Consider the following 24,958-nt stretch of genomic DNA (forward strand, 5'->3'; position numbering starts at 1 on the left):
TGTGATGCGTGAACCGTACAAGTGAAAAGCGCCGATCAGAGGATGAATCGAGAGAGGTCTTCGTCGTGACTTAGTGCCGAGAGGCGTGCGTCCACGTAGGCGGCATCGATGCGGATCGCCTGGCCTTCGAGCTTGGTGGCGTCGAAGCTCACTTCGTCGAGCAGCCGCTCCATGACGGTCGACAGGCGCCGCGCGCCGATGTTCTCGGTGCGCTCGTTGACATCGTAGGCGATGCTCGCCAGCCGCGTGATGCTGTCGGGCGCGAATTCCAGCGTCACGCCCTCGGTCGCCAACAGCGCCTGGTACTGCTTCACCAGCGAGGCCTGGGTCTGGGTCAGGATGCTCTCGAAATCCGCCACCGAGAGCGACTGCAACTCGACGCGGATCGGGAAGCGGCCCTGCAATTCGGGGATCAGGTCGCTCGGCTTGCTCAGGTGAAAGGCACCGCTCGCGATGAAAAGGATGTGGTCGGTGCGCACCACGCCGTACTTGGTGGTCACGGACGTGCCTTCGACCAGCGGCAGCAGGTCGCGCTGCACGCCCTGGCGCGACACGTCGGCGCCCTGCGCCTCGGTGCGCGTGGCGACCTTGTCGATCTCGTCGATGAAGACGATGCCGTTCTGCTCGGCGTTGTGGATCGCCTGGGTGCGGATCTCGTCCTCGTTGACCAGCTTGGCGGACTCCTCGTCGATCAGCAAATGCATCGCCTCGCCGATCTTGAGCTTGCGCGTCTTGCGCCGGCCCTGACTCAGCTGGCCGAACATGCCGCGCAGCTGTTCGGTCATGTCCTCCATGCCGGCGGGGCCCATGATCTCGAGCGGCGCGCGCGCTTCGGCCAGGTCGATCTCGATCTCCTTGTCGTCGAGCTGGTGTTCGCGCAGCTTCTTGCGGAAGGCCTGCCGCGTGGCATTGCCGCTGCCGTCTGTGGCGGCGCCATCGGCCAAACGCGCCGGCGGCAGCAGCACGTCGAGGATGCGCTCTTCCGCCCCGTCCTCGGCGCGCATGCGCACCTTGGCGCTCTCGCTTTCGCGCGTCTGCTTGACGGCGATTTCGGCCAAGTCGCGGATGATCGAATCGACGTCCTTGCCGACGTAGCCGACCTCGGTGAACTTGGTCGCCTCGACCTTGATGAAGGGCGCATCGGCCAGGCGCGCAAGCCGGCGCGCGATCTCGGTCTTGCCCACGCCGGTGGGGCCGATCATGAGGATGTTCTTGGGCGTGATCTCGGCGCGCAGCTTTTCCTCGACCTGCTGGCGGCGCCAGCGATTGCGCAGCGCGATCGCCACCGCGCGCTTGGCGTCGGGCTGGCCGACGATGTGGTGGTCGAGTTCGGAAACGATTTCCTGGGGGGTCATGGACATGGATGGACTCGGAGCGGCCTCACAGGGTCTCTACCGTGTGATGCATATTGGTGTAAATGCAGAGTTCGCCCGCGATCTCGAGCGATTTCTTGACGATGTCGGCGGCGCTCATCTCGGTGTGGTCGACCAGCGCCTTGGCCGCGGCCTGCGCGTAGGCGCCGCCGGAGCCGATCGCGATGATGCCGTTCTCGGGCTCCAGCACATCGCCGCTGCCGGTGATGATCAGCGAGGTGGTGGCGTCGGCCACCGCCAGCATCGCCTCGAGCCGGCGCAGCACGCGATCGGTACGCCAGTCCTTGGTGAGCTCGATGGCGGCGCGCGCCAGGTGGCCCTGATGCTTTTCGAGCTTGGCCTCGAAACGCTCGAAGAGGGTGAAGGCATCGGCGGTCGCGCCGGCAAAACCGGCGAGCACCTTGCCGTGATAGAGCCGGCGCACCTTGCGTGCGCTGCCCTTGATGACGATGTTGCCGAGGGTGACCTGGCCGTCGCCGCCGATTGCGACCTGGTCGCCGTTCGGGGTCTTGCGCCGCACGCTGATGATCGTGGTTCCGTGAAATTGTTCCATCGAAGCAATATGGCGACGGCTGGCGCGAATGCAAGCCGAATAAGCGTAGTGCCCTCGTGAGCTTGAGAGACTATATCGGCCGCCGCCGGGCCGCCCCAAGGCGGCCGAGCCCCCCTCGGGGGGTGGAGAGAAAAACACGCAGCGAAGCGAAGTGAAAAGCCGGGGGCCTAGTTCGTTCTGACTGCGACCTCGGCGTGGTCGGCAATGCCGATCACGCCGAAGAAGGCCGCGATTAGCCGGTGCGCGTCCACGAAGGCCACGCGCTGTTCGCGCGCATCGCGGGCCGTGACCCAGTTCAGGAGCGTGCCGGCCGCCACGAAATCGATGCGCACCAGCGCTGCGCACGACACCGACAAGTTCGGTGCGCCGACCAGCTCCGCATCGAGTCGCTCCCAGGTCGAGAGCGACTCGCCCACGAGCTCCCCCGCCAGCGTGCTGTGGCCGATGGGTCCGGCCGGCGCCAGGTCGTCGCCGGGCTCGTCGTCGATGGCCGAGATCGCGAATCCGGACGCCGCCTCCGGTGCGGGCCCCTGCGGCTGTGCTTCGAGCTCGCCGAAATCGCCCTTCGGGTCTTCCCAGGGCGGCGGCGACACCTCGTAGGTGATGCAGTAGTTGAGCGCCAGCAGTTCGAATTCGTCGGCCCGGTGCATGACACGCAAGGCGGCCATGTGCAGCTGCCACCAAACCGCATCGACCTGGCGGTTGTTGACGGGCGTGGCCTCGGTGAGCACGATCAGCAGGCGATCGCTGCCGGCAAAGCGCAGTTGCACCGCCGAATCGGCCCAGTGGTTGAACAAGGCGCGCAGCGGCCCGGCGGCATCGGCTTCGATGGCGTCGAGCGCATTCCAGTCGAGCTTCCACGACGCGCCGGCCGCGGCGAGCGCACGGGTGAGGCCGAGCAGGCTTTCGCGCGTCAGCCGCGCGGGGCTCGCCCAGTCGGCGCCGCCGACCGGTGCCGCCCTCGGCGCCGATTCGCTATCGGCAGCCGCCGAGGCCTGGACATTGCGCGCCAGCGCGCGCAGCGAAATCCATTCGGGCGCAGCCCGCTTCATGTGCTGCGCATAGCGAACGCCGGCGGCCGCGAACTTCTCGGCATCGCCGGTGGCCCGGTAAAGGTCGAGCAAGGCGAGCCAGGTGTCGTCGTGATCGGCGCTCGGGCTGTCCGGTGCCAGCGTCTGCAACAGGATGGCTTCGGCGCCGGCATCGTCGCCGTGGGCGAAGCGGATGGCGGCTTCCTCGATGCTGCCGTCGTAGACGGAGCGTGCGCCCTGCTGCCCGGTCGCCCCGGGGGGCGGCGGCACGCCGGGTACGGTGTCGGCATAGGCGCGCGCATGCTGAGCGGCCATGTCGGAGTTCCGGGAAGCCGCGCCGTCGGGGCCGGCTGCGCCTCCAGGCCCGCGGTTCTTCCACCATTGCTGCGACATCTGCTCTTCGATCTCGTCGATCTTCTTGAGCGTGAGCGCCCGGCCCTCGGTCTTGCCCGAGGTGCTGCTGACGTTGAAGGAGGACGGCGTGGCCGCGGCATCCCGGCCGCCGGCCGCCTCGCGCTGGCGCAACTTGCGCAGCATGTCGAACTCACGGCGGCGCACGAAGTCGTTGCGCTGCCGCCGCTCGATCATTTCCTTGAGCATCTCGCGGCTGTAGCCGTTCTCGAGCTGCGACGACTCCTCGGCGTCGAGCTCGGACCAATCCTTGAGCGGATTGCGAACGAACTTCGCAACCTTCGACAACAAGCGACCGGAATCTTCCTTGGCCATGCGCAGCGTCTCCCCTTCGGCTTCGTGAAAGATCAGTCGCCGAACATCTTCTGCTTCAGTTCACGACGCTGTTGCGCCTCCAGGGACAGTGTGGCGGTCGGCCGGGCCAGCAGGCGGCCGACACCGATCGGCTCGCCGGTTTCGTCGCAGTAGCCGTAGTCGCCGGCGTCGATGCGCTGGATCGACTGCTCGATCTTCTTGAGCAGCTTGCGCTCGCGGTCGCGCGTGCGCAGTTCGAGCGCGTGCTCTTCCTCGATGGTGGCGCGGTCGGCCGGGTCCGGCACGACCACCGTGTCTTCGCGCAGATGCTCGGTGGTCTCGCCGGCGTTCTCGAGGATGCCGCGCTTGAGCTCCTGCAGCTTGAGGCGGAAGAAGGCCATCTGCTTCTCGTTCATGTACTCCGAATCCGGCATCGCGATCACCTCGGCATCGGTGAGTTCGTGGGCCGGCTTGCTCTTCCAGTTGTTGGCCAGCTTCGGGTCCTTCTTGACGGCGATGGGCGGCGGCGGCACCAGCGGGTTCGTCGTGATCTGGACGAAGCTCGATTTGGCCGCGGTGGAGGCCACCGACTGGGGCATGGAGGGCACGGTCAGCTGCGACAGCCGCGAAACGCGTCCGCCGCGTGCGGGGGCAGGCGTGGCGGCGGGGGTATTGGTGGGGGTGGTCGGAGTGGTCATGGAAGGTGTCGCCGTGGCGGGAGTGGAGGCGGCAGCCGCTTTTTTCACGGGAGTCGGTGATGCAGCATGTGCGGTGGCACGAGGGCCGGCCGCCTTGGTTGACGAAGCGCCTGCACTCGCCGTCGTGGTCTTGCTCTTGGCAGGGGCCTTCGACGGCGCGGCAGACTTGACTGGCTTGACCGGAGAAACCTTCTTCGCCGCGGGCACAGCCTTCTTGGCAGCCGGTGTCTTCTTGACCGCCGGCTTGGTCACGGGCTTGGCTTTGGCGACGGGTTTCTTCACGGTGACTGGCTCCTTCGACGAACGTTGTCAGGGTGCTCGCCGGTGGCGAACCCCGGGGTTATACCCCCGAAAGCAGGCCAGAAACGTGCGCAGTCCTATGCCGAAAGTCACACATCCCCATAAAGACAGGACAGGTGCGCTCCCGGAACAGGCGCGCGATTGTATAGACAAAGAATGTTGGCCCCCGGCTTTTCACTTCGCTACGCTGCGTGTAACTCCACCCCCCGAGGGGGAGGCGCAGCTCGCCTTGGGGCGCCCCGTCGGCGGCCGCCTCGCACTCGATCATCAGACCAGGCACTGCTCCAGGCCCTGCTCCAGGATTTCGCGCGGCAGGTCGATGCCGATGAAGACCATGCGGCTGTTGCGTTTTTCGTCCGCGCCCCAGGCCGGGCCGAGGTCGCTGCCCATCAGCTGGTGCACGCCCTGGAAGATCACCTTGCGCTCGGTGCCCTGCATGTGGAGCACGCCCTTGTAGCGCAGCATGCGCGGGCCGTAGATGTTGACGATGGCGCCCAGGAAATCCTCCAGCCGCGCCGGGTCGAAGGGCCGGTCGGCGCGGTAGACGAAGCTTTTCACGTCGTCGTCATGGTGATGGTGGTGGCCGTGGCCCTCGTTCGCATGCGAAGGGTGGTCGCAATCCTCGCCGTGTTCGTGGTCGTGGTGCTCGTGCTCGTCTTCCTTGAGAAAGTCCGGGTCGATGTCCAGCTTGGCGTTGAGGTTGAAGCCGCGCAGATCGAACACGTCTTTCAGCGGCACCTCGCCGAAATGCACCTTCTGCTGCGGCGCGCGCGGGTTCATGTGCTTGAGCCGGTGGATCAGCGCCTCGGTCTCGTCGGCGGCGACCAGGTCGCTCTTGCTGATGAAGATCTGGTCGGCAAAGCCGACCTGGCGGCGCGCCTCCTGGCGGTCGTTGAGCTGCTGCGGCGCATGCTTGGCGTCCACCAGCGTGAGGATCGAGTCGAGCAGGTAGCTCTCGGCGATCTCGTCGTCCATGAAGAAGGTCTGGGCCACCGGGCCGGGGTCGGCCAGGCCGGTGGTCTCGATCACCACGCGGTCGAAATCGAGCAAGCCCTTGCGCTTCTTGGCCGCCAGCAGTTGCAGCGCCTCGCGCAGGTCCTCGCGGATGGTGCAGCAGATGCAGCCGTTGCTCATCTGCACGATCTGCTCCTTCGACTCGGTGACCAGGATGTCGGTGTCGATGTTCTCTTCGCCGAATTCGTTCTCGATCACCGCGATCTTCTGTCCGTGCGCCTCGTTCAGGATGCGCTTCAGCAAGGTCGTCTTGCCGGCGCCGAGGAAGCCGGTCAGGATGGTGGCGGGAATGAGGGCCATGAAGTGCTCCGGGGGTGGAATCGGGGAAAGGCGGAAAGTTTAGCGACGGCGGTCCGGCCGCGCTCCGGCAAGGGCAAAAGCTATTTGCGCACCACCACCAGGCCCTTCAGGTACTCGCCCTCGGGGAACTCGATGGTCATCGGGTGGTCCGGCGCGGCGCCCAGGCGCTCGCTGATGTAGCCGTCGACGCCGGCATCGATGCCGGCGCCGGCCACGATCTTGTGGAACAGGTCGGCGCCGATGCCGCCCGAGCACGAAAAAGTCAAGAGCACGCCGCCCGGCGCCAGCAGCTTGAGCGCCAGCCGGTTGATGTCCTTGTAGGCCCGCGCGGCGCGCTCGGCGTGGGCGACGGTGGGCGCGAACTTGGGCGGATCGAGCACGATGGCGTCGAACACCCGTCCCTCCTCGATGAAGCGGCGCAGCGCGGCATTGACGTCGGCATCGAGGAACTCGGTGCGCGCGCCTTCGAAGCCATTCAAGGCGACATGCGCACGCGCACGCTCCAGCGCCGGCAGCGAGGAATCGATGGACACCAGCTCGGCGCCCTCGACCGCGCCGGCCGCCTTCAAGCCCGCGAGCGCCGCGACCGTGAAGCCGCCGGTGTAGCAGAAGCAGTTGAGCACGCGGCGAAAGCGGCGATGCCGGGCCAGTTCGGCAAAGCGCCGGCGGCTGTCGCGCTGGTCCAGGTAGAAGCCGGTCTTGTGGCCGGTCGCGATGTCGAGCGTGAGCTGCCAGTCGTGCTCGCGGATCGTGAGCTCTGTGGGACCGCTGCCGCGCAGCCAGCCGGTCTGCGGCGCGAGGCCCTCGCGCTCGCGGCCGCTCGCGTCGGAGCGTTCGTAAAGTTTTGCAAGACCGGTGGCAGCCAGCAAAGCATCGGCCAGCACCTCCTTCCAGCGCTCCACGCCGGCCGACAGGAACTGCGCCACCAGCGTGTCGCCATAGCGGTCGACGATCAGACCCGGCAGACCGTCGGCCTCGCCGTGAACCAGCCGCACGCCGTCGCTCTGCAGGTCGAAGAGCTGCCGGGCTGCGACCGCACTCGCGACACGCGCCGCAAAAAAGGCCGCGTCGATGCGCTGCTTCTCGTCGAAGCTCCAGGCGCGGGCGCGAATCTTCGAATGCGGGCTGAAGGCCGCCCAGGCGAGGAACTTGCCCTCGTCCGATTCGATGCGCACCGTCTCGCCCGCATCGCCGCCGCCTTTGGCGATCGCCGATTCGAAGACCCATGGATGGCGGCGCTGCAGCGAGCGCTCCTTGCCGGGCCGAAGACGCAGAAGTTTCATGGCTTGTTCTTGCTTTTATGGGCGCGCACCGATGCGCCCTCGTCGCGCGCGTGCGCCCGCGGATGCGCCGCATCGTAGGCCTTGGCCAGGTGCTGGAAATCCAGCCGCGTGTAGACCTGCGTGGTTGCGATGTTGGCGTGGCCCAGCAGCTCCTGCACCGCGCGCAGGTCGCTGCTGGACTGCAGCACGTGGCTGGCAAAGGAATGGCGCAGCATGTGCGGATGCACCGGCGCGGCCAGGCCGGCCTTGAGGCTGCGCTGGCGCAGCTGCTTCCAGACCGAATGGGGGGAGAAACGCAGGCCGTTGCGGCCGATGAATAGCGCGGCGGCATTCGCCGGATCGCGCAGTCGGGCGGCCTCGAGCGCGCTGCATTCGTCGCGCACCGCGAGCCAGGCCGCAAGCGCCTCGGCCGCCTTGGCGCCCACCGGCACGATGCGGCGCTTGCTGCCCTTGCCGAGCACGCTGGCTTCCTGCGCATCGAGATCGACCCAGCCGCGCGCGGTGTTGCTGGCGCGCACGTCCAATCCGGTCAGTTCGCCGACGCGCAGGCCGCAGCCGTAGAGCAGTTCGACGATCGCGCGATCGCGCGCCTCGGCCCAGGGGTCGGCATCGGCGTCGTGCAGGTCGGCGAGCTGCACGGCCTCGTCGACCGCCAGCGCCTTCGGCAAGGGCCGAGCTGCCTTGGGCGCATGAACGTCCTGCACCGGGTTCGCGCCCACCAACCCCTCGTTGCCGAGCCAGCGGTAGAAGCCGCGCCAGCACGAGAGCACCAGCGCGATGCCGCGCGCTTCGCGGCCGGCGCTGTGCAGCTGCGCCATCCAGCGCCGCACGTGGGCGGTCTGGACCTTGTCGAGCGCCAGACCACCCGCCTGGGTCTTCTCGGCCAGCGTCTTCAGATGGATGGCGTAGAGCTCGACGGTGCGCGCCGCGAGCCGGCGTTCCACGCGCACGTGCTCGAGGTACTTCTCGACCAGTGCCGGGGTCGCGATCTGCGACTCAGTGGAGGTATCCATTGGAGGCATTGTTCACGATGGCAAGCGGCTCGCGCAACGCGCCCTTGAAGAGCATGCCCCAGCGGCGCCAGCAGGAGGTCGGCGCCGCGGCGTATTGCAGCTCGAACATCCGGTCGAAGCCGGCCGCGCGCGCCAGGCGCTCCACGCGCCACAGGTGGTAGGGCTCGGACACGATGATCACGCTCTTCACGCCGGCTGCCTGCAGCACGGCGCGCGACATCGAGAGGTTCTCGCGCGTCGTCGACGACACGGGCTCCAACAGCAGCGTGCCCGTGTACCCGGCGTCGCGCGCATGCTGCTGCATCACCTCGGCCTCGACGCGCCCGTCCTCGCGGTCGATGCCGCCGGACAGCACGAGCTGGCGCACACGCCCCTCCCGCGCCAGCGCGATGCCGGTGTCGACACGGCCGGTGAGGCAGGGGTTGGGCTTGCCGTCGCGATACGCGCGGTTGCCGAGGATCAGTGCCGCATCGGCCGCGCGCTGGGGCGGATGGCCCAGCAGGTCGAGCGCATGCAGCCAGATCGTGATCGCGATGGCTGCATAGCCCAGCAGCAGGACCCCCAGCGCGCCGAGTACCGCGCGCCTGAAGCCGCGGATCAAGGCCGCAGCCGCGAGAGCGCGCCCGAGGCCAGCTCGGCGATGCGCTCCAGGAAGTCGGTGCCCATCTCGGCATTGAAGCGCTGCGCGTCGGGCGATGCCAGCACCAGCAGGCCGAAGGCCGGCGCTTCGGCGTCGGGCCGCAGCGGAATCAGCGCGATCGACACCGCGGCACGCGGCTCGGCCAGCCAGTTGGCGGCTTCGAAGCCAGCATTCAGGCCGCAGTACGGCGCCGTCAGCGAGGTGGCCAGCGCCTTCACGTCGTCGCTGACCCACTGCGCGTACGGCTCGTTGAGGTAGCTGCTGTCGCAGTCCCAGATCTTGATCGCGGTCTGCGGCACCAGGAACAGCGTCTGCAGCTGCTCCGCGATCTGGGTCGGCAGCCCGCGCGGGTCGCGCGTGGTCAGGAGGCCTCGCGTCCAGCGCTGCAGCCGGTCGGCCGTGACCACGTTCTCGGTGCCATGGCGCACCATGTCCATCACCCGGTGCTCCAGCGCCTTGATCTTCTCGCGCAGCATCTCGGCCTGCCGTTCCTGCAGGCTCACCGCGCGGTTGCCGTGCGGGCTGGTGAGCTGCACCTGGCCCAGCAGCTGCGCATGGCGTTCGAAGAAGTCCGGCGTGTTCGAGAGGTAGTTGGCGATGTCGTCTTCGGTGATCGGGTTCATGGCGTTGGAGTTGAATTTGTTCATGGCACTTCGATTTCGCCTTCGAACACGGTGTCGGCGGGCCCGGTCATCAGCACCGGAGCGCCGTCGCCGGCCCATTCGATGGTGAGCAGTCCGCCGCGGGTCTGGACGTCGACCCCGGTGTCGAGCCGGCCGAGACGGATGCCCGCGACCACCGCGGCGCAGGCGCCGGTGCCGCAGGCCAGCGTTTCGCCGGCGCCGCGCTCGAACACGCGCAGGCGCACGTGCGTGCGGTCGACGACCTGCATGAAGCCGGCGTTGACGCGCTGCGGGAAGCGCGGATGGTGCTCGATCGCCGGACCCTGGGTGGCCACCGGCGCCGTCTCGACGTCCGGCACGATCTGCACCGCATGCGGGTTGCCCATCGACAGCACGGCCACCGACACCTTGGCGCTTTCGGCGTGCGTGCCCAGGGTCAGGTGCCAGGTGTGCCAGGCGCCGTCGTGCTGCGGGTCGAGGCCGGCGGTGTCGAAGGGCACGCGTGCGGGCTCGAAGATCGGCGCGCCCATGTCGACCGTCACGCGGCCGTCGGCACCCATGTGCGGCTCGATCACGCCCGAGAGCGTCTGCACGCGCACCGTGTCCTTCGGCGTGAGGCCGTGCTCGCGCACGAAGCGCATGAAGCAGCGCGCGCCGTTGCCGCACTGCTCGACCTCGCCGCCGTCGGCGTTGTGGATCACGTATTGGAAATCGATGCCCGCCGCCGGCGAAGGCCGCACGGTGAGGATCTGGTCGGCGCCGACGCCGAAGTGGCGGTCGGCCAGGAAGCGGTACTGCGCCGCACTCAGGCCCAGCGCGCCACGGGTTTCGTCCAGCACGACGAAGTCGTTGCCGGCGCCCTGCATCTTGGTGAAGCGGATTCGCATCGGGGGATTATCCGCCGCGGCCAGCCCTGATCCGGTCGAGCGCCCGGTCGAGGAAGGCCAACCGGTCCTGCCCCCAGAAGCGCTCGCCCTCGAGGATGAAGGTCGGCGCGCCGAACACGCCCTTCTCCACCGCCTCGGCGCTGTTGGCACGGTAGCGGGCCTGAGTTTCGGGCCCCTGCTCCAACGCCTGCAGCGCGGCGCCGTCGTAGCCGTTCTCGTCGGCGACCGCGATGCGCACCGCGGCATCCGAGGTGTCGCGTTCCTCGGCCCACAGCGCGCGCAAGAGCGCATGCGAGAGCGGCTGCGCATCGAGCCCCTGCAGCTGGGCGGCGATCACCATCCAGCCCGGGTACTTGTTCCAGTTCGGATCGGCCGGCGGGCCCTTGGGATAGTGCTTCGGCTCCAGGTTGAGCGGCATGCCCAGGTACTCGCGCCAGCGCGCGAGTTCGAGCGCATGGTAGGTGCGGCGCGGCTCGGGCCGCGTCTTGAGCGGAATGCCGCCGGTGTGCGGCACCACGGCCTGGAAATCGTAGGGCTTGAGCACGAGCCGCACGTGGTGGCGGCGCACGATGTCCTGCAGTTGCGGACCGCCGAGATACGCCCAGGGCGAAGAGAGGCTGTAGTAGCAGTCGAGTTCGATCATGTTCTGGATTATCTTCAGGCGATGCCTGACGACCTCTCTTCCGACGCCCTGCCGCCGGTGCCTGTGCAATTCACCGCGAGCCCGCGCGATGCGGCGGCGCTCGAAAAGCTGGCTGAGCAAGTGCGCGCCGATCTCGAGCGCATCAACCTGCCGCCGCCCGCCTGGGTGCTGCCGGCCGAATCGGCCGATGCCGACACGCCAGTGCTCGACGTGCTGGTGGCCGGCGCCGGCATGTGCGGCCAGACCGCCGCCTTCGCATTGCGCAAGGAAGGCGTGACCCACATCCGCGTGATCGACCGCGCCGCGCGCGGCGACGAAGGCCCATGGGGCACCTATGCGCGCATGCTCACGCTGCGCAGCCCCAAGCAGGTCGGCGGCCCCGAGCTCGGCGTGCCATCGCTGTCTTTCCGCGCCTGGTACGAGGCGCAGCACGGCATCGAAGGCTGGGCTGCGCTGCACAAGATAGGCCGCATCGACTGGCGCGACTACCTGCTGTGGGTGCGCGACACCGTCGGCCTGCCGGTGGACAACGGCGTCGCGCTGCGCTCCGTGTCGCACAGCGACGATGGGCGGCTGCTCGCGGTCGAACTCACGGACCCGCAGGGCCGGCGCGAAACCGTGCGCACGCGGCAGCTGGTGCTGGCGCTGGGCCGCGACGGCAGCGGCGCGCCGCGCTGGCCGTCTTTTCCGTCCTTGCGGCGCGACGACCCGCACGCGGCCGGCCGGGTGTTCCATTCGGCCGACGCGATCGACTTCGCCTCGCTCGCCGGCAAGCGCATCGGCGTGCTGGGCGCCGGCGCCTCGGCCTTCGACAACGCGGCCTGCGCGCTGGAGGCCGGTGCCGCGGAGGTCGTGCTGTTCGCGCGCCGGCCGCAATTGCCGCAGGTCAACAAGAGCAAGGCCGCATCAAGCCACGGCTTCCTGCGCGGCTTCGAAGGTCTGGACGATGCGCGCAAGTGGCGCGTCTACACCTACATCTTCGACGAGCAGGTGCCGCCGCCCTGGGAAACCGTGCGCCGCTGCGATGCGCATGCGGCCTTCACGCTGCTGCTCGGCACGCCCTGGCTGGACGTGGCGCCCGATGCGCAAGGCGTGGAGGTCAGCACGCCGAACGGCGGCAGCGAACGCTTCGACGCCGTGATCTTCGGCACCGGCTTCGACGTCGACCTGCTCGACCGCCCCGAGATCGCGCGCTACACGCCGCTGGTCGACACCTGGGCCCAGCACGTGCTGCCCGAGGAGGCGCAGCGCTATCCCGAGCCGGCGCGCTTCCCCTACCTGGGTGCGGGCTTCGAACTGCGCGGCCGCACGGGCGTCGCCGGCAGCACCGAGGCCGAGGCGCTCTCGCGCATGCGCCTGTTCAACTGGGGCGCCACCATGAGCCACGGCGCGCTGGCGGGTGACATCCCCGGCCTCGCGATCGGTGCCACGCGCCTGGCCCACGCGATCGCGCGCGACCTGTTCGTCGAGGACGCCGACCGCCACTGGGCGCGCCTGCTGGCACACGATGAGCCGGAACTGATCGCGACCCGCTGGTACGCGCCGGACAAGCGAAGCTGATGGACACCCGCCAGATGCGCTGCATCCTCGCGGTCAGCGAGGCCGGCAGCCTCACGCGCGCGGCCGAGCAATTGGGCCTCGCGCAGCCGGCGCTCACGCAGACGCTGAACCGGCTCGAGCGCGAGATCGGCACGCCGCTCTTCACGCGCACGCGGCGCGGCGCCACGCTGACCGAGGCCGGCCTCGCGATCGTGGAGGACGTTCGCGCCAGCCTGGCCCACGCCGACGCGGCGGCCGAGCGCGCACGGGCCATGGCGGCGGGCCGCGCAGGCCGGCTCACCATCGGCTTCGTGACCCATGCCATCTACGAGGTGTTGCCGCGCGCGCTGCGCCTGCTGCGCGCCGCCCATCCGCAGCTCGACGTGGTGCTGCGCGAGATGAGCAATGCCGAGCAGGTCGACGCGCTGGCGGGCGGCCGCATCGACATCGCGCTGCTGCATCCGCCCGTGTCCTTCAATGCCAAGGTGAACGAGCTGCGCCTGGGCGAGGAGCCGATGGTGGCCGCACTGCCCGCCGGCTACGAGGTGGCAGCCGACGGTTGCGTGTCCCTGGCCGAGATCGCGCAGCATGGGCTGGTCTGGTTTCCCGAGCAGCAGATTCCGGCCTTGCGCAGCCAGCTGCTGGGCGCGATCCGCCGCGCCGGCCATCAGGTGCAGGTGGTGCAGGACGCCAACCGCACGCTGACCGTGCTGGCCTGCGTGGCCGCAGGCCTCGGCTGGTCGCTGCTGCCGCGCTCGGTGCATGCGCTGCGCCATGAAGGCGTGCGCTATGCCGAGGTGCGCGACGGCGCGGACCTGCCCGCCTTCGAGCTGTCGGCGATGTGGCTGGCGCGCTCGCGACCCACCTTTGCCGATGCGTTCGCCGAATTGCTGGGCCCCGTACCTCAATCGAGCTGAAGCTTGTTCTCCTTGGCGAGCCGGCTCCACTTCGCGAGCTCGGCGCGGCGGAACGCATCGAGCTCTGACGGATCGGAGCCGATCACCTCGGCGCCCATGGCCTCCAGCCGCTGGCGCACCTCCGGGTCCTTGACGGTGGCGGCGATCTCCTTCGAGAGCCGCGCGATCACCGCAGCCGGCGTGCCCGCCGGCACGAAGACCGCATTCCACTCGTACATCTCGTAGCCCGGCAGGCCCGACTCCGCGAGGGTCGGCACCTCGGGCAGCACCGGCGAGCGCGTCTTGCCGCCGATTGCGAGCGGCCGCAGCTTGCCGCTCTGGATGTAGGGCATGCCCGAACCCAGGCTGGCGAAGAACACCGGCACCTGGCCCGCCATGACGTCGGTGAGCGCCGGGCCGCCGCCCTTGTAGGCCACGTGCGTCATGCGCGTCTTGGCCATCGAATCGAAGAGCTCGGCCGCCAGGTGCGGCGAGGAGCCGTTGCCCGAGGAGGCGTAGTTGATCTCCCCCGGCCGCGCCTTGGCTTGGGCGATCAGGTCCTTGATGCTCGCGATCGGCGCACCGGGATGCACCACGAGGATGTTGGGCACCTTGACCAAGAGCGAGACCGGCGCGAAGTCGCGCAGCGTGTCGAAGGGCATCTTGCTGCGCAGCGCCGGGTTCTGCGCATGGTTGGAGGCATCGAGCATCAAGGTATAGCCGTCGGCCGGGCTCTTGGCGACGATGTCGCCGCCGATCGCGCCGCCGGCGCCGCCGCGGTTGTCGATCACCACCGGCTGGCCGAGCCGGGCCGAGAGCTTGGGCCCGATGATGCGCGCCACCGCATCGACCGTGCCGCCCGGCGGATAGGTCACGACCAGGCGCACCGGCTTGGCCGGCCAGGCTTGCGCCTGTGCGCCGAGGGCTGCGAGCAGCAAGGTCGCGCCGCCCGCGGCACGGAAGATGGCGCGCACGAGGCGCGAGGGATGGAACATCGGTGTCTCCTTCGGGCGCCGATGCCGGCACCCCTTTTCTGTTGATGACTCAGGCGAAACGGAACAGCGCGGCCGGTGTGTCGACCAGGATGCGCCGGCGCGCCTCGGCATCCGGCACCCAGTCGGCCAGCGCCGCCTGGGTGGATCCGTAATCGGCCAGATCCTGGTGTTGCGTGTGCGGCCAGTCGCTGCCCCACAGCAGGCGGCCGGCACCCAGCGCCTGCAGCAGGGCCTGTGCAGCGGCGCGGGCCGCGCTGCCGCGCTGGTCGGGCCAGTTGCGGTAGGCCGCGGAGAGCTTGACCCACACGCGCCCGGTCGAAGCGCTGCGCAGCAGCCAGGCGAAGCCTTCGTCGTCGCCGGGCGCCGGGCCGGGCCGGCCGAAGTGGTCCACCACCAGCTTGCAGCCGGCATCGAGGATGGACTGCCCGGCCAGCGGCAGGTCGCGCGATTCGCGATGCAGCTCCACATGCCAGTCGAGCACACGCACACGCTCGAACAGGCGCTGCCATTCGGCAAGCGCGAAGTCGGGAATGGGCAGCCCGACGAGGTTGAGCCGGATGCCGCAGACGCCTTGCCGGTCCAGCGCCGCCAATTCGTTCTCGCCGATGCTCGGCTCGACGATCACGACGCCGCGCAGCCGCTCTGGACAGGCGCGCAGCGCATCGAGCAGGAAGCTGTTGTCGGTGCCCAGGAAGCTCGGCTGCACCAGCACCGCATGCGAGACCGCATGCGCGTCGAGCAGCGCGAGGTAGTCGGGCAAGAGCGCGTCGTAGTCGGGCGCGTGGCGATGCACCGGCGCCAGCCGCAGGCCGCGCCGGAACACGTGGGCGTGGCTGTCGATCGCGGCGATCGCCTCAGGCATAGCGCGCATCGAGCTCATCGAATTCCTTCTTGCGCACCAGCGCCTGACGCTCGGCGAAAGTCGCGACCAGGCCGCTCGCCTCGTCCAACCGGCCGCGCTCGCGCAGGCCTTGCAGCGCCAGCGTCATGCCGCGCACCGCGCCCTGCAGCGCCGCGTTGGCATAGAGCACCAGGCCGAAGCCCATGGCGCCGAACTCGGCCGCGTCCAGCGTCGGCGTCTTGCCGCCGATCACCACGTTGACCACCTGCGGGCAGGCCAGCTCGCGCGGAATGCGGCGCAGCGCTTCCAGCGACTCGGGCGCCTCCACGAAGGTGATGTCGGCCCCGGCCTCGGCATAGGCCGCGGCGCGCGCGATCGCAGCGTCGATGCCTTCGACCGCGGCCGCGTCGGTGCGCGCGATCACCAGGAAGTCGGCATGCACCCGGGCATCGACCGCCGCCTTCACCTTGCCGAGCATCTCGCCCTGCGCGATCACCGCCTTGCCCTCGAAATGCCCGCACTTCTTGGGGCTCACCTGATCTTCCAGCTGGATCGCGTTGGCGCCGGCGCGCTCCAGCGTGCGCACCGTGTGCTGCACGTTGAGCGCATTGCCGAAGCCGGTGTCGGCGTCGACGATGATGGGCAGCTTCACCGCATCGCGCAGCGCGGCCGTGTGCTGCGCGAGATCGCCCAGGTGGACGAAGCCCAGGTCGGGGATGCCGTAGAAGGTGTTGGTGAGCCCGGCGCCGCTCAGGTAGACGGCCTCGAAACCGAGCTCCTCGATGACGCGCGCGGCCAGCGCGTTGGCCGCGCCCGGCACCAGCAGGCCGCGCTTGGCTTCGACCTTTTGCCGCAACAGCGTGCCGGGATGGATGGCCTTCGTCATCGTCATTCGTCCTTCATGCCCGTGGCCTTGACCACCGCGCCCAGGCGCGCGCGCTCGGCATCGACGAACTGCACGAAGGAGGCGCGCGTGCCGCCGACCGGCTCGATCCCCATCCCCTTGAGCTTGTCGGCGATGGCCGGGGTCTTCATGGCCGCGTCGATGGCGGCGCTCATCTTGTCGAGCACCGCCTCGGGCGTGCCGTGCGGCGCATGCACGCCGGCCCAGTGGGCGATGCGCACGTCCGGGAAGCCTTGCTCCGAGGCCGTGGAGAGCTCCGGATAGGCCGAGATGCGCGTGGTCCAGGTGTTGGCCAGCGCCTTCAGCTTGCCGCTCCTGAGGTAGGGCAGCGCGACGATGCTGGCCTCCGACGTCGCCTCGACCTGCTTGCCGAGCACCGCGGTGATCGACTCCGAGCCGCTCTTGTAGGGCACCACGTCGAGCTTGGCGCCGTACTTCGTCTCCAGCATGCCCTCGACGAAATGCGGCGTGCTGCCGGTGCCGGCGGTCGCCCAGTGGAAGCCGGCGCCCGTCTTGGAGGCCGCGATGAATTCCTTCAGGTCCTTGTAGGGCGCGTCGGCCGGCACCAGGATCACCGAGGGCGCGAGGCCGATCATGCCGACCGGCACCAGGTCGCTGTCCTTGTAGGGCAGGTGCTTCTTGATCATGCTGTTGGAGATCACGCCGGCCGCGCTCACCAGGAAGGTGTAGCCGTCGGGCGCGCTCTTGGCGACGATGTCCGCGCCCAGCGTGGCGCCGGCGCCGGGCTTGTTGTCGACCACGATGGGCTGGCCCAGCGCCTTCGATGCGCCTTCGGCCGCAGCGCGCGCCATCAGGTCGTTGGCGCCGCCGGCCGCGAAGGGCACGACCAGTCGGATCGGCTTGGCGGGCCAGGTCTGGGCGGACACAGTCCCGCAGGCCAGCGCGGCTGCCAGGCCGGCGAGCAGGACGAGTCGGGAAGAAAGATGCATGGCGATGTCTCCAGGTACGTGTTGTGAGGGATGCCGCAGCGTGGCTGGCGGCAAGTATCGACACGCACAGTACTGAAGGGAACGCCGTTTTGCGTTGCTTTTACATAAGCGCGGCTTATGGGCGCGCGGCGCTGCGCAGAATCAGGCGATGCGTGCCGGTGGCTGCGGAGCCCTCTTCTTTCGCGCTCCGACAGCGCCGGTCGCGGCGGCCTGCAGGATGCGACGGAAGGTGGGGCATTCCATGTGGCTCGGTGCGGGGCAGGCAGCGGCGTGCAGCAGGCCGTCGCGCATGGCGCTCAGTTTGCGGATCGTCTTGTCCAGCTCCTGCGCCTTGGCCGCGAGCATCTGGCGGTCGATGCGCGGCTGCGCCTCGCGCGTGAACAGGAGCGCGATCTCATCGAGCGAGAAGCCGGCCGCGCGCCCCAGCGCGATCAGCGCCAGCCGCTCCAGCACGCCGGGATCGAACAGGCGGCGCAGGCCGCGCCTGCCGGTGGAGGCGATCAGCCCCTTTTCGTCATAGAAGCGCAGCGTCGACGCGGGAACGCCGGATCGCTGCGCCACCTCGGCGATGTCCAGGTGCATCATTCTCTTGACCTCAAGTCGACTTGAAGTTGCACAGTCTAGCTTCCGCCTCTCGAGGGCAAGCAAAGGAAAACGACCATGGATGCCACACTCCAGACCGACAACAACGAGCAGACGGCGCTTTGGAACGGCCGCGCAGGGCGTGCCTGGGTCGAGGCACAGGAGGTGATCGACCAGGTGCTCGAGCCCTTCGAAGACCTGCTCGTCGAAGCGGTCCGCGCCGGCCCCGGGCAGCAGGTGCTCGACGTCGGCTGCGGTACCGGCAGCACGACGCTCGCCGTTGCGCGGCTGCTCGGCGCGACGGGCCACTGCATCGGCGTCGACATTTCGGATCCGCTGATCGCCGCCGCCCGGGCACGCGCCGAACGGGAAGACACGCCGACAAGCTTCATCCGTGCCGACGCGCAAATCCACGCCTTCGAGCCCGCAAGCTTCGACCTGATCATGTCGCGCTTCGGCGTCATGTTCTTCGACCACCCGGTCCTGGCCTTCGCGAACCTGCGGCGCGCCGCACGGGACGACGCCAGGCTCCGCTTCATCGTCTGGCGGAGTGCCGCGGAGAACCCGTTCATGACGACGGCCGAGCGCGCGGCGGCACCGCTGCTGCCGAACATGCCCGCCCGCCAGCCGGGCGCGCCGGGACAGTTCTCCTTCGCAGACCGGCATCGGGTCGCTGCCATCCTGCAAGAGAGCGGCTGGGCCGGGATCGACATCCGGCCGATCGATGTCGACTGCACCCTGCCCGAGAAGGAGTTGGTCGGCTACTTCACCCGGCTCGGTCCCGTCGGCCTGATCCTTCAGGAGGTGGACGAGCGGACGCGCGCGCAAGTCATCGACACCGTCCGCGCCGCCTTCGATCCCTATGTGCACGGAACCGAGGTTCGCTTCGCCGCCGCCTGCTGGATGGTCAGTGCCCGAGCGCCGTCTGCGTAAGCCGCACAAGAGGAGGCCGCCAGTGTCTGAGGGGCAGTGCAGCGGCTCTTAATCGAAGCCCGTTCCAGAAACACCACGGAACCGGCTTTGCCGGGCCGTCGGTGTTGCCTCCGGGGAGGGTGTTGGCGTAGCGACACGAAGTGCGCGAAGCCTGGGGGGAGTTCAAGTCTCCGAACGGATGCCCCGCATCAGGATCACGCCGCCCAACTGCGAGGTGTCGGAGCGCATCCGGTAGGCCAGCGCTTGTGGCGTGCCGGCCTGCGCTTGCCAGCCCGCCTTCAGCAGTTGCTGCTGCACCTCGGCGGAGCGAAGCACCTCGCCCAGCGCCGCGTTGAGCCTGGCCACCGCCGGCTTGGGCAGGCTGGCCGGGGCCGCGAGCGCGGTCCAGATCTCGAGGTCGGCGCCGCGCACGTCGGCTTCGCGCAGCGTGGGCAGCTCGCTGAACAGCGGGCTGCGCAGGGGAGAAGTGACGCCGAGGGCCTTGAACTTGCCCGAGGCCACATGAGGCTTCGCGAGGCCCGGCGGCAGCAGCGCCATCTGGATCTGTCCCGCCAGCATGGCGGCGATGACCTGCGGATTGCCGTTGAAGGGCGCGTGCTGCGGCGAGATGCTGGTGCGGGTCTTCAGCAGTTCCATGCCCAGGTGGCCCACGGTCCCGACGCCGGGCGTGCCGTACTTGCCCTTGTCGCCGAGGTTGCGCGCCCACAGCAACAGCTCGGTGGCGTTCTTGCCCACGGCGTCGCCCGAGACCGCGAGCACCAGCGGCGCGGTGCCGATCAGGCCCACGGGCGCGAAGTCTTTCTCGGGGTCGAAGGGCGTGGCGGGATTCAGCAGCTTGGCGATCGTCAGGTTGCCGTTGATCAGTGCGCCGATGGTGTGATCGTCCTGCGCCTTGGCCACCAGGTCGGCCGCGAGGTTGCCGCTGGCGCCGGGCTTGTTCTCCACCGTCACCGGTTGGCCCAGCAGCCTGGAGAGCGGCTCGGCGATGGCACGCGCCGCGAGGTCGGGCGAGGCGCCGGCCGGGAAGCCGACCAGGATGCGCACCGGCTGGGTCGGCCAGGCGCCGGGGGCGGCGGAACCGGCGGGGCGCGCGGCGCGCGGCGCGGTGGAAGACGTTGCCTGTTGGGCCCACGCGGCCGGGGCACAGGCCGAGGCGGCGAGGCTTTGGAGCAAGCGGCGTTTGGAGATCATGAAGCGGCGGATGTTGCAAAAATAAGTAACACGACGTTACGCGACACCGTCTTCCGGCGCAAGACAACCAAATGCTTCGTCGGGCCCGCACGCCCACCGGTGCTCAAGCCTTTTTCGACGCGGCCCAGGTCGCCAGGATCTGCACCGCTTCGCGATCCATCTTCTGCTCCGCGGGCAGCGTCCGCCGCTCGATCGGCGCACCGGCCTCGGCACGCAGGTCTTCGATGTCGATCGGGTGGCGCGCCTCTGTCGGCAGCCCGGCGAAGGCCTGGCCCGACTGCGCAAGGGAGGCCGCGTAGTAGAGCCTGGCGATGCCCGCGATGCGCATGGCGGCCACACACAGGGCGCAGGGCTCGCACGAGGTGTAGAGCTCGCAGCCGCTCAGGTCCACGCGCTGCAGATTGCGGCAGGCATCGCGGATGGCCTCCACCTCGCCGTGCGAGGTCGGGTCGAAATGGGCCACCGAGTGGTTGAAGCCCTCACCCACCACGCGGGCGTCCTGCACGACGACGGCGCCGAAGGGTTCGGTGCCCGGTGTGTGCAGCGCCTGCGCCGAGAGCGCGATGGCGCGCCGCATGAATTCTTCCTGGTACATCGTCGTCTGCTCCTTCACACGGGAACCGCATCCGACAGCAGCGCCCCATCGCGCGCCACGATGCGGCCGCCCGCCACCACGAGCCGCCGCGCCGGCCGCGCCACCACCGCCTCGGCGACGGTCTGCGCATCGACCAGCACCAGGTCGGCCCGGCAGTCCGGCGCCAGGCCATAGGCTTCGAAGCGCAAGCCGCGCGCGCCCGCATGGGTGACGCAGTCGAGCGCGACCTCGATCTCGTCGTCGCGCCGCAGGTTGTAGCGCAGGCCGATCAGCATCGCGCGCTCCAGCATGTCGGGGCTGCCGTAGGGCGTCCAGGTGTCGCGGATGCCGTCGTTGCCGCCGAGCACGGTGACGCCGGCGCGGCGGCAGGCCATGAGCGGCGGCACGCTGCGCGAAGGCGGCGCACTGGTGACCAGCACCACGCCGAGCGCGGCCATGCGCGCCAGCAGCGCCTCGCATTCGCGCTCGGGCAGGTCGCCCAGGCAGAAGCCGTGGCTGATCGCGACCTTGCCTTGCATGCCGAGCGCTGCCGTGCGCGCGAGGATCAGGTCGAGCGAAAAGGCGCCCATGGCGCCGGGCTCGTGCAGATGGATGTCGAGCGGGCAGCCGCGGCGCTCGGCGATGGCGAAGAGCGCGTCGAGCGAGCGCACCGGATCGCCGTCGATCGCGCACGGGTCCAGGCCGCCAAGCACGTCGGCGCCGCGGGCGATGGCCTGGTCCAGCAGCTCGGCCGTGCCGGGCCGGCCCAGGAGGCCCGATTGCGGGAAGGCGACGATCTGGATCTGCTGCAGCGCCTGCATCGTGTCGCGCGTCTGCAGCACGCCTTCGAGATGGCGCAGCCCTGCCTGAGTGTCGATGTCCACGTGGGTGCGCAGCCGCGTCGTGCCGCGCGCCAGGAAGGCCCGGGCCAATGCCAGCGACTGCGCGGCCGCGTCATGGCCGCTGGCCTGGCGAAAGGCGCGCTCGTTGTCGATCCTGTCGATGAGCCGGGTGCCGACCTCGTTGCGGTACCAGTCCATGCCCCACAGCGTCTTGTCCAGGTGCGTGTGGCCTTCGACCAGGCCGGGCAGCAGGAGCGCGCCGCCGCCCTCCTCCACCGCGCAGCCGGCTGCGGCGTGCAAGGCCGGGCCGAGGGCCGCGATGCGGCCGTCCTGCACCAGCACGTCGGCAGGGGCGGCGCCCATGGGGCGCACATGGCGGATCAGAAGCATGCTCACACCCAGCCCGCACGCCGGAAGCGGTAGTACACGTAGGCGCAAAGGCTCGCGATGAGCGCCAGCGCGGCCGCATAGCCGTAGCGCCATTTCAGCTCGGGCATGTGCTCGAAGTTCATGCCCCAGAGGCCGGCGAAGGCGGTGCACACGGCGAAGATGGCGGCCCAGGCCGCGAGGCGCTTGGTCACTTCGCCGTCCTCGATGGTGACCATCGAGAGGTTGACGTGGATCGCGATGCCGATGGTGTCGCGGATCGAGTCGATGGTGTTGTTGATGCGGCTCAGGTGGTCGACCACGTCGCGGAAGTACTCCTGCGTGCTAACGCAGATCTGCGGCACGCGGCCGCCGTGCAGCTTGCCGGTGCCTTCAAGCAGCGGCGCGACCGCGTGCTTGAGCAGCGTCAGCCGCTGCTTCAGTTCGTACAGGCGCTTGATGCTGTCGCGCGCGGCGCCCTTGGTGAAGATGCGCTGCTCGATGGTGTCGAGTTCGTCCTCGAACGCATCGATGATCGGAAAGTAGCGGTCGACCACGGCATCCATCAGCGCGTAGAGCACGAAGCCCGGACCGTTCTTGAGCAGCTCGGGCTCGCGCTCGCAGCGCTCGCGCACTTCGGTGAAGCCGTGATCGCTGCGGTTGCGCACCGACACCACGTAGTTGCGCCCGACGAAGACATCGAGCTCGCCGACCGTGAGCGTGGCGGGCTCGCCGGCACCCGCTTCGAGCAGGTGCATGACGACGAAGAGCGAATCGGCGTACTCCTCCACCTTCGGCCGCTGGTGGCCGTTGTGGGCATCTTCCACGGACAGCGGATGAAGACCGAACTCGGCCTGCACTTCGGCCAGCTCTTCGGGCGTGGCGTCGCGCAGCGCCACCCAGACGAAGCAACGCGGCAGCGACGCGTACTCGCTGATTTCGGAAACGGGAATGTCGGCCAGCTTGGTGCCGTCTTCGTAGACAACGCAGTTGATGAGCATGCGGGGCGCCGGGGCAATAGGGAAGACGAGGCATCTTGCCACGCGCGAGCGGCGTCGCAAGGGCGCGCAAGTCTTTACGCGCAACCGCTGATCGTCACGCTGACCAAGACGCTGTAGGTCGCCCGGGCGCCGGCGCTACGGCGCGTCGGCCTTCTTCTTGATCCATTGCAGCAAGGGTCCGATGACCTCCAGCGGCAAGGGAAACACGATGGTCGAATTCTTGTCGGCGGCGATCACGGTCAGGGTTTCCAGATAGCGCAACTGCAGCGCCTGCGGCTGGCGCCCCAGAATCTCGGCCGCTTCGGCCAGCTTGACCGAGGCCTGCAGTTCGCCCTCTGCATGGATCACCTTGGCGCGCCGTTCGCGCTCGGCCTCGGCCTGCCGCGCGATGGCGCGCACCATGTTCTCGTTGAGGTCGACGTGCTTGATCTCGACGTTGGTCACCTTGATGCCCCAGATGTCGGTCTGCGCCTCGAGGATCTTCTGGATGTCGAGATTGAGGCGCTCGCGCTCGGACAGCAAGTCGTCGAGCTCGTGCTTGCCGAGCACGGCACGCAGCGTGGTCTGCGCCAGCTGGCTGGTGGCCTCGAGGTACTTCTCGACCTGGATGATCGCTTTCTCCGCATCGATCACGCGGAAGTAGAGCACCGCGTTCACCTTCACCGACACGTTGTCGCGCGTGATCACGTCCTGGCTCGGGATGTCGAGCACCATCACGCGCAGCCCCACGCGCACCATCTGCTGGATGCCGGGGATCAGGATCACCAGGCCCGGTCCCTTGACCTTCCAGAAGCGGCCGAGCTGGAACACCACGCCTCGCTCGTACTCGCGCAGGATGCGCAGCGACGCCGCGGCGAGCATCACCGCCAGCACCAGGAGCAGAGCGATGAGCGCGACGCTGAAATTGAAGAACATGGTCATTGGCCGTCCGGGGCCACCTGCAGCACGACGCCTTGCACGCCACTGACCCGGACTCGTCCGCCGGTATGCAGGTCACCCGCGCCGGTCACGCGCCAGTAGTCGCCCTGGATCTGCGCCCAGCCCTCGCCGTCCGAGAACTCGACCAGTTCGCCGGTGGTGCCCACGAGGGCCGAGATGCCGCTCTTCACCGGCCGCCGGCGCGCCTTCGCGGCCATGCCGGCGACCGCGAGGATGAACAGGGCCGAGACCGCGCTGATCACCGCCACCACCCACAGCGGCACGCCGAAGCCCGGCGCGTCGCTGTCGATCAGGAGCACGGCGCCGATCGCGAAGGCCGCGATGCCGCCCAGCCCCAGCACGCCGAAGCTCGGCAGAAAGGCCTCGGCGATGAGGAAGGCCACCCCCAGCAGGATCAGCGCCAGTCCCGCGTAGTTGACCGGCAGCATCTGCAGGCCGAACAGCGCCAGCGTCAGGCAGATGGCGCCCACCACGCCGGGCAGCACGAAGCCGGGGTTGGAGAACTCGAACAGGAGGCCGTAGATGCCGATCATCAGCAGGATCAGCGCCAGGCTGGGCTCGGTGATCACCGACAGCAGCCGGCTGCGCCAATCGGCGTCGAAGGCGAGCAGCTGCGCGCGCTGGGTGGCCAGCCGCACGGTGCCATGCGCCAGGCTCACTTCGCGCCCATGCACCTGCATCAGCAGGTCGGCCACGTCGCGCGCGACCAGGGTGATGACCTTTTTCTCCAGCGCCTCTTGCGCCGACAGGCTCACCGACTCGCGCACCGCCTGCTCGGCCCAGTCGGCATTGCGCCCGCGCAGCTGCGCCAGGCTGCGGATGTAGGCCGAGGCATCGGCCAGCCGCTTGGCGCTCATCGCATCGGGAGCGGGCTCGGCACCCTTCTCGGAAGAGGACGGCGGCTTCGGCTCCGGCCGGCCCGGCGTCGGCATGCCGATGGCCACCGGCGTCGCCGCGCCGAGGTTGGAGGCCGGTGCCATGGCTGCGATGTGGCTCGCGTAGAGGATGTAGGTGCCGGCACTCGCGGCGCGGGCGCCGCTGGGCGCCACGAAGGTCGCCACCGGCACGGGCGAAGCGAGGATGTCCTTGATGATGTTGCGCATCGAGGCGTCGAGCCCGCCCGGCGTGTCGAGCTGCAGCACAGCGAGCTGCGCCTGTTCCTTGGCAGCCAGCGCGAGGCCACGGCGCACATAGTCTGCGGAAGCGGGCCCGATGGCGCCCTCGACCTGCATCAGGACCACGATGCGGGGCGCCTCGGGAGCCGCGGCAGACACAGCTTCGGCGCTGGCCACAGCCGCAGCTTGGGCCAGGAGGACCAGTCCCATCAACCATGTTCTGGCGG

At 69.2% G+C, this 24,958-nt stretch carries 25 protein-coding genes; 3 read left to right on the plus strand and 22 right to left on the minus strand.

The genetic code is table 11. The features are described 5' to 3' along the window. Positions 1-35: 35 nt before the first annotated feature. The 11 genes from hslU to ACSQ86_RS24805 form a co-directional block, all read right to left on the minus strand. Positions 36-1,361 (minus strand): ATP-dependent protease ATPase subunit HslU, encoded by a 1,326-nt coding sequence (gene hslU / locus ACSQ86_RS24755; protein WP_436305456.1) that lies wholly within the window; start codon positions 1,359-1,361, stop codon positions 36-38. Positions 1,362-1,380: 19 nt separating this feature from the next. Further along, positions 1,381-1,926 (minus strand): ATP-dependent protease subunit HslV, encoded by a 546-nt coding sequence (gene hslV / locus ACSQ86_RS24760; RefSeq protein WP_436293632.1) that lies wholly within the window; start codon positions 1,924-1,926, stop codon positions 1,381-1,383. A 167-nt stretch (positions 1,927-2,093) separates the two neighbouring features. Next, entirely contained in the window at positions 2,094-3,683 is a 1,590-nt protein-coding gene (locus ACSQ86_RS24765; protein WP_436309741.1) for an STAS domain-containing protein, read from the minus strand. A gap of 32 nt (positions 3,684-3,715) precedes the next feature. Further along, the gene (gene dksA / locus ACSQ86_RS24770; RefSeq protein WP_093104176.1) at positions 3,716-4,360 is read right to left on the minus strand and encodes an RNA polymerase-binding protein DksA; all 645 of its coding nucleotides are present in this window, start codon (positions 4,358-4,360) and stop codon (positions 3,716-3,718) included. Positions 4,361-4,927: 567 nt separating this feature from the next. Next, on the minus strand, positions 4,928-5,974 hold the full coding sequence (locus ACSQ86_RS24775) for a CobW family GTP-binding protein (RefSeq protein ID WP_436305458.1): 1,047 nt from the start codon (positions 5,972-5,974) through the stop codon (positions 4,928-4,930). 80 nt (positions 5,975-6,054) lie between these two features. Further along, positions 6,055-7,257 (minus strand): class I SAM-dependent rRNA methyltransferase, encoded by a 1,203-nt coding sequence (locus ACSQ86_RS24780; protein ID WP_436305459.1) that lies wholly within the window; start codon positions 7,255-7,257, stop codon positions 6,055-6,057. Beyond that, positions 7,254-8,270: a tyrosine recombinase XerC gene (locus ACSQ86_RS24785; protein WP_436305460.1), complete on the minus strand. Its 1,017-nt coding sequence runs from the start codon at positions 8,268-8,270 to the stop codon at positions 7,254-7,256. Before ACSQ86_RS24785 ends, ACSQ86_RS24780 begins: the two co-directional genes overlap by 4 nt. Next, a complete protein-coding gene (locus tag ACSQ86_RS24790) occupies positions 8,254-8,871 on the minus strand; it encodes a YdcF family protein (RefSeq protein WP_436305461.1) in 618 nt (205 codons plus the stop codon). The genes ACSQ86_RS24785 and ACSQ86_RS24790 overlap by 17 nt, the downstream gene beginning before the upstream one ends. Further along, the gene (locus ACSQ86_RS24795) at positions 8,868-9,557 is read right to left on the minus strand and encodes a DUF484 family protein (protein ID WP_093103992.1); all 690 of its coding nucleotides are present in this window, start codon (positions 9,555-9,557) and stop codon (positions 8,868-8,870) included. The genes ACSQ86_RS24790 and ACSQ86_RS24795 overlap by 4 nt, the downstream gene beginning before the upstream one ends. Then, positions 9,554-10,420, minus strand: a complete 867-nt coding sequence (dapF, locus tag ACSQ86_RS24800) for a diaminopimelate epimerase (protein ID WP_093103990.1) — start codon at positions 10,418-10,420, stop codon at positions 9,554-9,556. Before dapF ends, ACSQ86_RS24795 begins: the two co-directional genes overlap by 4 nt. A 7-nt stretch (positions 10,421-10,427) precedes the next feature. After that, positions 10,428-11,063 (minus strand): 2-hydroxychromene-2-carboxylate isomerase, encoded by a 636-nt coding sequence (locus ACSQ86_RS24805; protein ID WP_436309742.1) that lies wholly within the window; start codon positions 11,061-11,063, stop codon positions 10,428-10,430. 21 nt (positions 11,064-11,084) lie between these two features. Between ACSQ86_RS24805 and ACSQ86_RS24810 the strand changes: the two genes are divergently transcribed. Together ACSQ86_RS24810 and ACSQ86_RS24815 are read left to right on the plus strand one after the other, a co-directional pair. Then, complete coding sequence (locus tag ACSQ86_RS24810) at positions 11,085-12,623, plus strand: SidA/IucD/PvdA family monooxygenase (RefSeq protein ID WP_436309743.1); 1,539 nt, start codon at positions 11,085-11,087, stop codon at positions 12,621-12,623. Next, positions 12,623-13,519, plus strand: a complete 897-nt coding sequence (locus ACSQ86_RS24815) for a LysR family transcriptional regulator (protein WP_436305464.1) — start codon at positions 12,623-12,625, stop codon at positions 13,517-13,519. Before ACSQ86_RS24810 ends, ACSQ86_RS24815 begins: the two co-directional genes overlap by 1 nt. On the opposite strand, the gene ACSQ86_RS24820 is transcribed toward ACSQ86_RS24815, so the two are convergent. The 5 genes from ACSQ86_RS24820 to ACSQ86_RS24840 all read right to left on the minus strand — a co-directional run bounded on the left by ACSQ86_RS24820 (position 13,507) and on the right by ACSQ86_RS24840 (position 17,773). Next, positions 13,507-14,493 (minus strand): tripartite tricarboxylate transporter substrate binding protein, encoded by a 987-nt coding sequence (locus tag ACSQ86_RS24820; protein WP_436309744.1) that lies wholly within the window; start codon positions 14,491-14,493, stop codon positions 13,507-13,509. The two genes, ACSQ86_RS24815 and ACSQ86_RS24820, sit on opposite strands and share 13 nt — an antisense overlap. A gap of 49 nt (positions 14,494-14,542) precedes the next feature. Beyond that, positions 14,543-15,373, minus strand: a complete 831-nt coding sequence (locus ACSQ86_RS24825) for an amidohydrolase family protein (RefSeq protein ID WP_436309745.1) — start codon at positions 15,371-15,373, stop codon at positions 14,543-14,545. Then, positions 15,348-16,220 carry an isocitrate lyase/PEP mutase family protein gene (locus tag ACSQ86_RS24830; protein ID WP_093104172.1) on the minus strand — a complete coding sequence of 291 codons (873 nt, stop codon included), beginning with the start codon at positions 16,218-16,220 and terminating at the stop codon, positions 15,348-15,350. Before ACSQ86_RS24830 ends, ACSQ86_RS24825 begins: the two co-directional genes overlap by 26 nt. A 2-nt stretch (positions 16,221-16,222) precedes the next feature. Then, a complete protein-coding gene (locus ACSQ86_RS24835; RefSeq protein ID WP_436309746.1) occupies positions 16,223-17,188 on the minus strand; it encodes a tripartite tricarboxylate transporter substrate binding protein in 966 nt (321 codons plus the stop codon). Positions 17,189-17,329: 141 nt separating this feature from the next. Then, positions 17,330-17,773 carry a helix-turn-helix domain-containing protein gene (locus ACSQ86_RS24840; protein WP_093103981.1) on the minus strand — a complete coding sequence of 148 codons (444 nt, stop codon included), beginning with the start codon at positions 17,771-17,773 and terminating at the stop codon, positions 17,330-17,332. A gap of 75 nt (positions 17,774-17,848) precedes the next feature. Between ACSQ86_RS24840 and ACSQ86_RS24845 the strand changes: the two genes are divergently transcribed. Next, positions 17,849-18,703, plus strand: a complete 855-nt coding sequence (locus ACSQ86_RS24845) for a class I SAM-dependent methyltransferase (protein WP_436309747.1) — start codon at positions 17,849-17,851, stop codon at positions 18,701-18,703. A gap of 162 nt (positions 18,704-18,865) precedes the next feature. Here the strand turns inward: ACSQ86_RS24845 and ACSQ86_RS24850 are convergent, their stop codons facing one another. The 6 genes from ACSQ86_RS24850 to ACSQ86_RS24875 all read right to left on the minus strand — a co-directional run bounded on the left by ACSQ86_RS24850 (position 18,866) and on the right by ACSQ86_RS24875 (position 24,941). Beyond that, positions 18,866-19,894, minus strand: a complete 1,029-nt coding sequence (locus ACSQ86_RS24850; protein WP_436309748.1) for a Bug family tripartite tricarboxylate transporter substrate binding protein — start codon at positions 19,892-19,894, stop codon at positions 18,866-18,868. A gap of 103 nt (positions 19,895-19,997) precedes the next feature. After that, positions 19,998-20,489, minus strand: a complete 492-nt coding sequence (locus tag ACSQ86_RS24855; RefSeq protein ID WP_436309749.1) for a nucleoside deaminase — start codon at positions 20,487-20,489, stop codon at positions 19,998-20,000. Positions 20,490-20,503: 14 nt separating this feature from the next. After that, entirely contained in the window at positions 20,504-21,706 is a 1,203-nt protein-coding gene (locus ACSQ86_RS24860; RefSeq protein WP_436309750.1) for an amidohydrolase family protein, read from the minus strand. After that, positions 21,703-22,677, minus strand: a complete 975-nt coding sequence (locus tag ACSQ86_RS24865; RefSeq protein ID WP_436309751.1) for a magnesium and cobalt transport protein CorA — start codon at positions 22,675-22,677, stop codon at positions 21,703-21,705. The genes ACSQ86_RS24860 and ACSQ86_RS24865 overlap by 4 nt, the downstream gene beginning before the upstream one ends. Before the next feature lie 135 nt (positions 22,678-22,812). Further along, positions 22,813-23,592: a slipin family protein gene (locus ACSQ86_RS24870; RefSeq protein WP_093104171.1), complete on the minus strand. Its 780-nt coding sequence runs from the start codon at positions 23,590-23,592 to the stop codon at positions 22,813-22,815. Between the two features lie 2 nt (positions 23,593-23,594). After that, complete coding sequence (locus ACSQ86_RS24875; RefSeq protein WP_436293649.1) at positions 23,595-24,941, minus strand: NfeD family protein; 1,347 nt, start codon at positions 24,939-24,941, stop codon at positions 23,595-23,597. Positions 24,942-24,958 lie beyond the last annotated feature (17 nt).

This window comes from Variovorax sp. LjRoot130 (genome assembly GCF_964253755.1).
Taxonomy (GTDB): Bacteria; Pseudomonadota; Gammaproteobacteria; order Burkholderiales; family Burkholderiaceae_C; genus Variovorax.

Excerpts from the sequence above, each read along its gene's own strand:
- hslU (WP_436305456.1), bottom strand. The coding sequence starts at position 1,361 with ATGTCCATGACCCCCCAGGAAATCGTTTCCGAACTCGACCACCACATC.
- hslV (WP_436293632.1), bottom strand. The coding sequence starts at position 1,926 with ATGGAACAATTTCACGGAACCACGATCATCAGCGTGCGGCGCAAGACC.
- ACSQ86_RS24765 (WP_436309741.1), bottom strand. The coding sequence starts at position 3,683 with ATGGCCAAGGAAGATTCCGGTCGCTTGTTGTCGAAGGTTGCGAAGTTC.
- dksA (WP_093104176.1), bottom strand. The coding sequence starts at position 4,360 with ATGACCACTCCGACCACCCCCACCAATACCCCCGCCGCCACGCCTGCC.
- ACSQ86_RS24775 (WP_436305458.1), bottom strand. The coding sequence starts at position 5,974 with ATGGCCCTCATTCCCGCCACCATCCTGACCGGCTTCCTCGGCGCCGGC.
- ACSQ86_RS24780 (WP_436305459.1), bottom strand. The coding sequence starts at position 7,257 with ATGAAACTTCTGCGTCTTCGGCCCGGCAAGGAGCGCTCGCTGCAGCGC.
- ACSQ86_RS24785 (WP_436305460.1), bottom strand. The coding sequence starts at position 8,270 with ATGGATACCTCCACTGAGTCGCAGATCGCGACCCCGGCACTGGTCGAG.
- ACSQ86_RS24795 (WP_093103992.1), bottom strand. The coding sequence starts at position 9,557 with ATGAACAAATTCAACTCCAACGCCATGAACCCGATCACCGAAGACGAC.
- dapF (WP_093103990.1), bottom strand. The coding sequence starts at position 10,420 with ATGCGAATCCGCTTCACCAAGATGCAGGGCGCCGGCAACGACTTCGTC.
- ACSQ86_RS24805 (WP_436309742.1), bottom strand. The coding sequence starts at position 11,063 with ATGATCGAACTCGACTGCTACTACAGCCTCTCTTCGCCCTGGGCGTAT.
- ACSQ86_RS24810 (WP_436309743.1), top strand. The coding sequence starts at position 11,085 with ATGCCTGACGACCTCTCTTCCGACGCCCTGCCGCCGGTGCCTGTGCAA.
- ACSQ86_RS24815 (WP_436305464.1), top strand. The coding sequence starts at position 12,623 with ATGGACACCCGCCAGATGCGCTGCATCCTCGCGGTCAGCGAGGCCGGC.
- ACSQ86_RS24820 (WP_436309744.1), bottom strand. The coding sequence starts at position 14,493 with ATGTTCCATCCCTCGCGCCTCGTGCGCGCCATCTTCCGTGCCGCGGGC.
- ACSQ86_RS24825 (WP_436309745.1), bottom strand. The coding sequence starts at position 15,373 with ATGAGCTCGATGCGCGCTATGCCTGAGGCGATCGCCGCGATCGACAGC.
- ACSQ86_RS24830 (WP_093104172.1), bottom strand. The coding sequence starts at position 16,220 with ATGACGAAGGCCATCCATCCCGGCACGCTGTTGCGGCAAAAGGTCGAA.
- ACSQ86_RS24835 (WP_436309746.1), bottom strand. The coding sequence starts at position 17,188 with ATGCATCTTTCTTCCCGACTCGTCCTGCTCGCCGGCCTGGCAGCCGCG.
- ACSQ86_RS24840 (WP_093103981.1), bottom strand. The coding sequence starts at position 17,773 with ATGATGCACCTGGACATCGCCGAGGTGGCGCAGCGATCCGGCGTTCCC.
- ACSQ86_RS24845 (WP_436309747.1), top strand. The coding sequence starts at position 17,849 with ATGGATGCCACACTCCAGACCGACAACAACGAGCAGACGGCGCTTTGG.
- ACSQ86_RS24850 (WP_436309748.1), bottom strand. The coding sequence starts at position 19,894 with ATGATCTCCAAACGCCGCTTGCTCCAAAGCCTCGCCGCCTCGGCCTGT.
- ACSQ86_RS24855 (WP_436309749.1), bottom strand. The coding sequence starts at position 20,489 with ATGTACCAGGAAGAATTCATGCGGCGCGCCATCGCGCTCTCGGCGCAG.
- ACSQ86_RS24865 (WP_436309751.1), bottom strand. The coding sequence starts at position 22,677 with ATGCTCATCAACTGCGTTGTCTACGAAGACGGCACCAAGCTGGCCGAC.
- ACSQ86_RS24870 (WP_093104171.1), bottom strand. The coding sequence starts at position 23,592 with ATGTTCTTCAATTTCAGCGTCGCGCTCATCGCTCTGCTCCTGGTGCTG.
- ACSQ86_RS24875 (WP_436293649.1), bottom strand. The coding sequence starts at position 24,941 with ATGGGACTGGTCCTCCTGGCCCAAGCTGCGGCTGTGGCCAGCGCCGAA.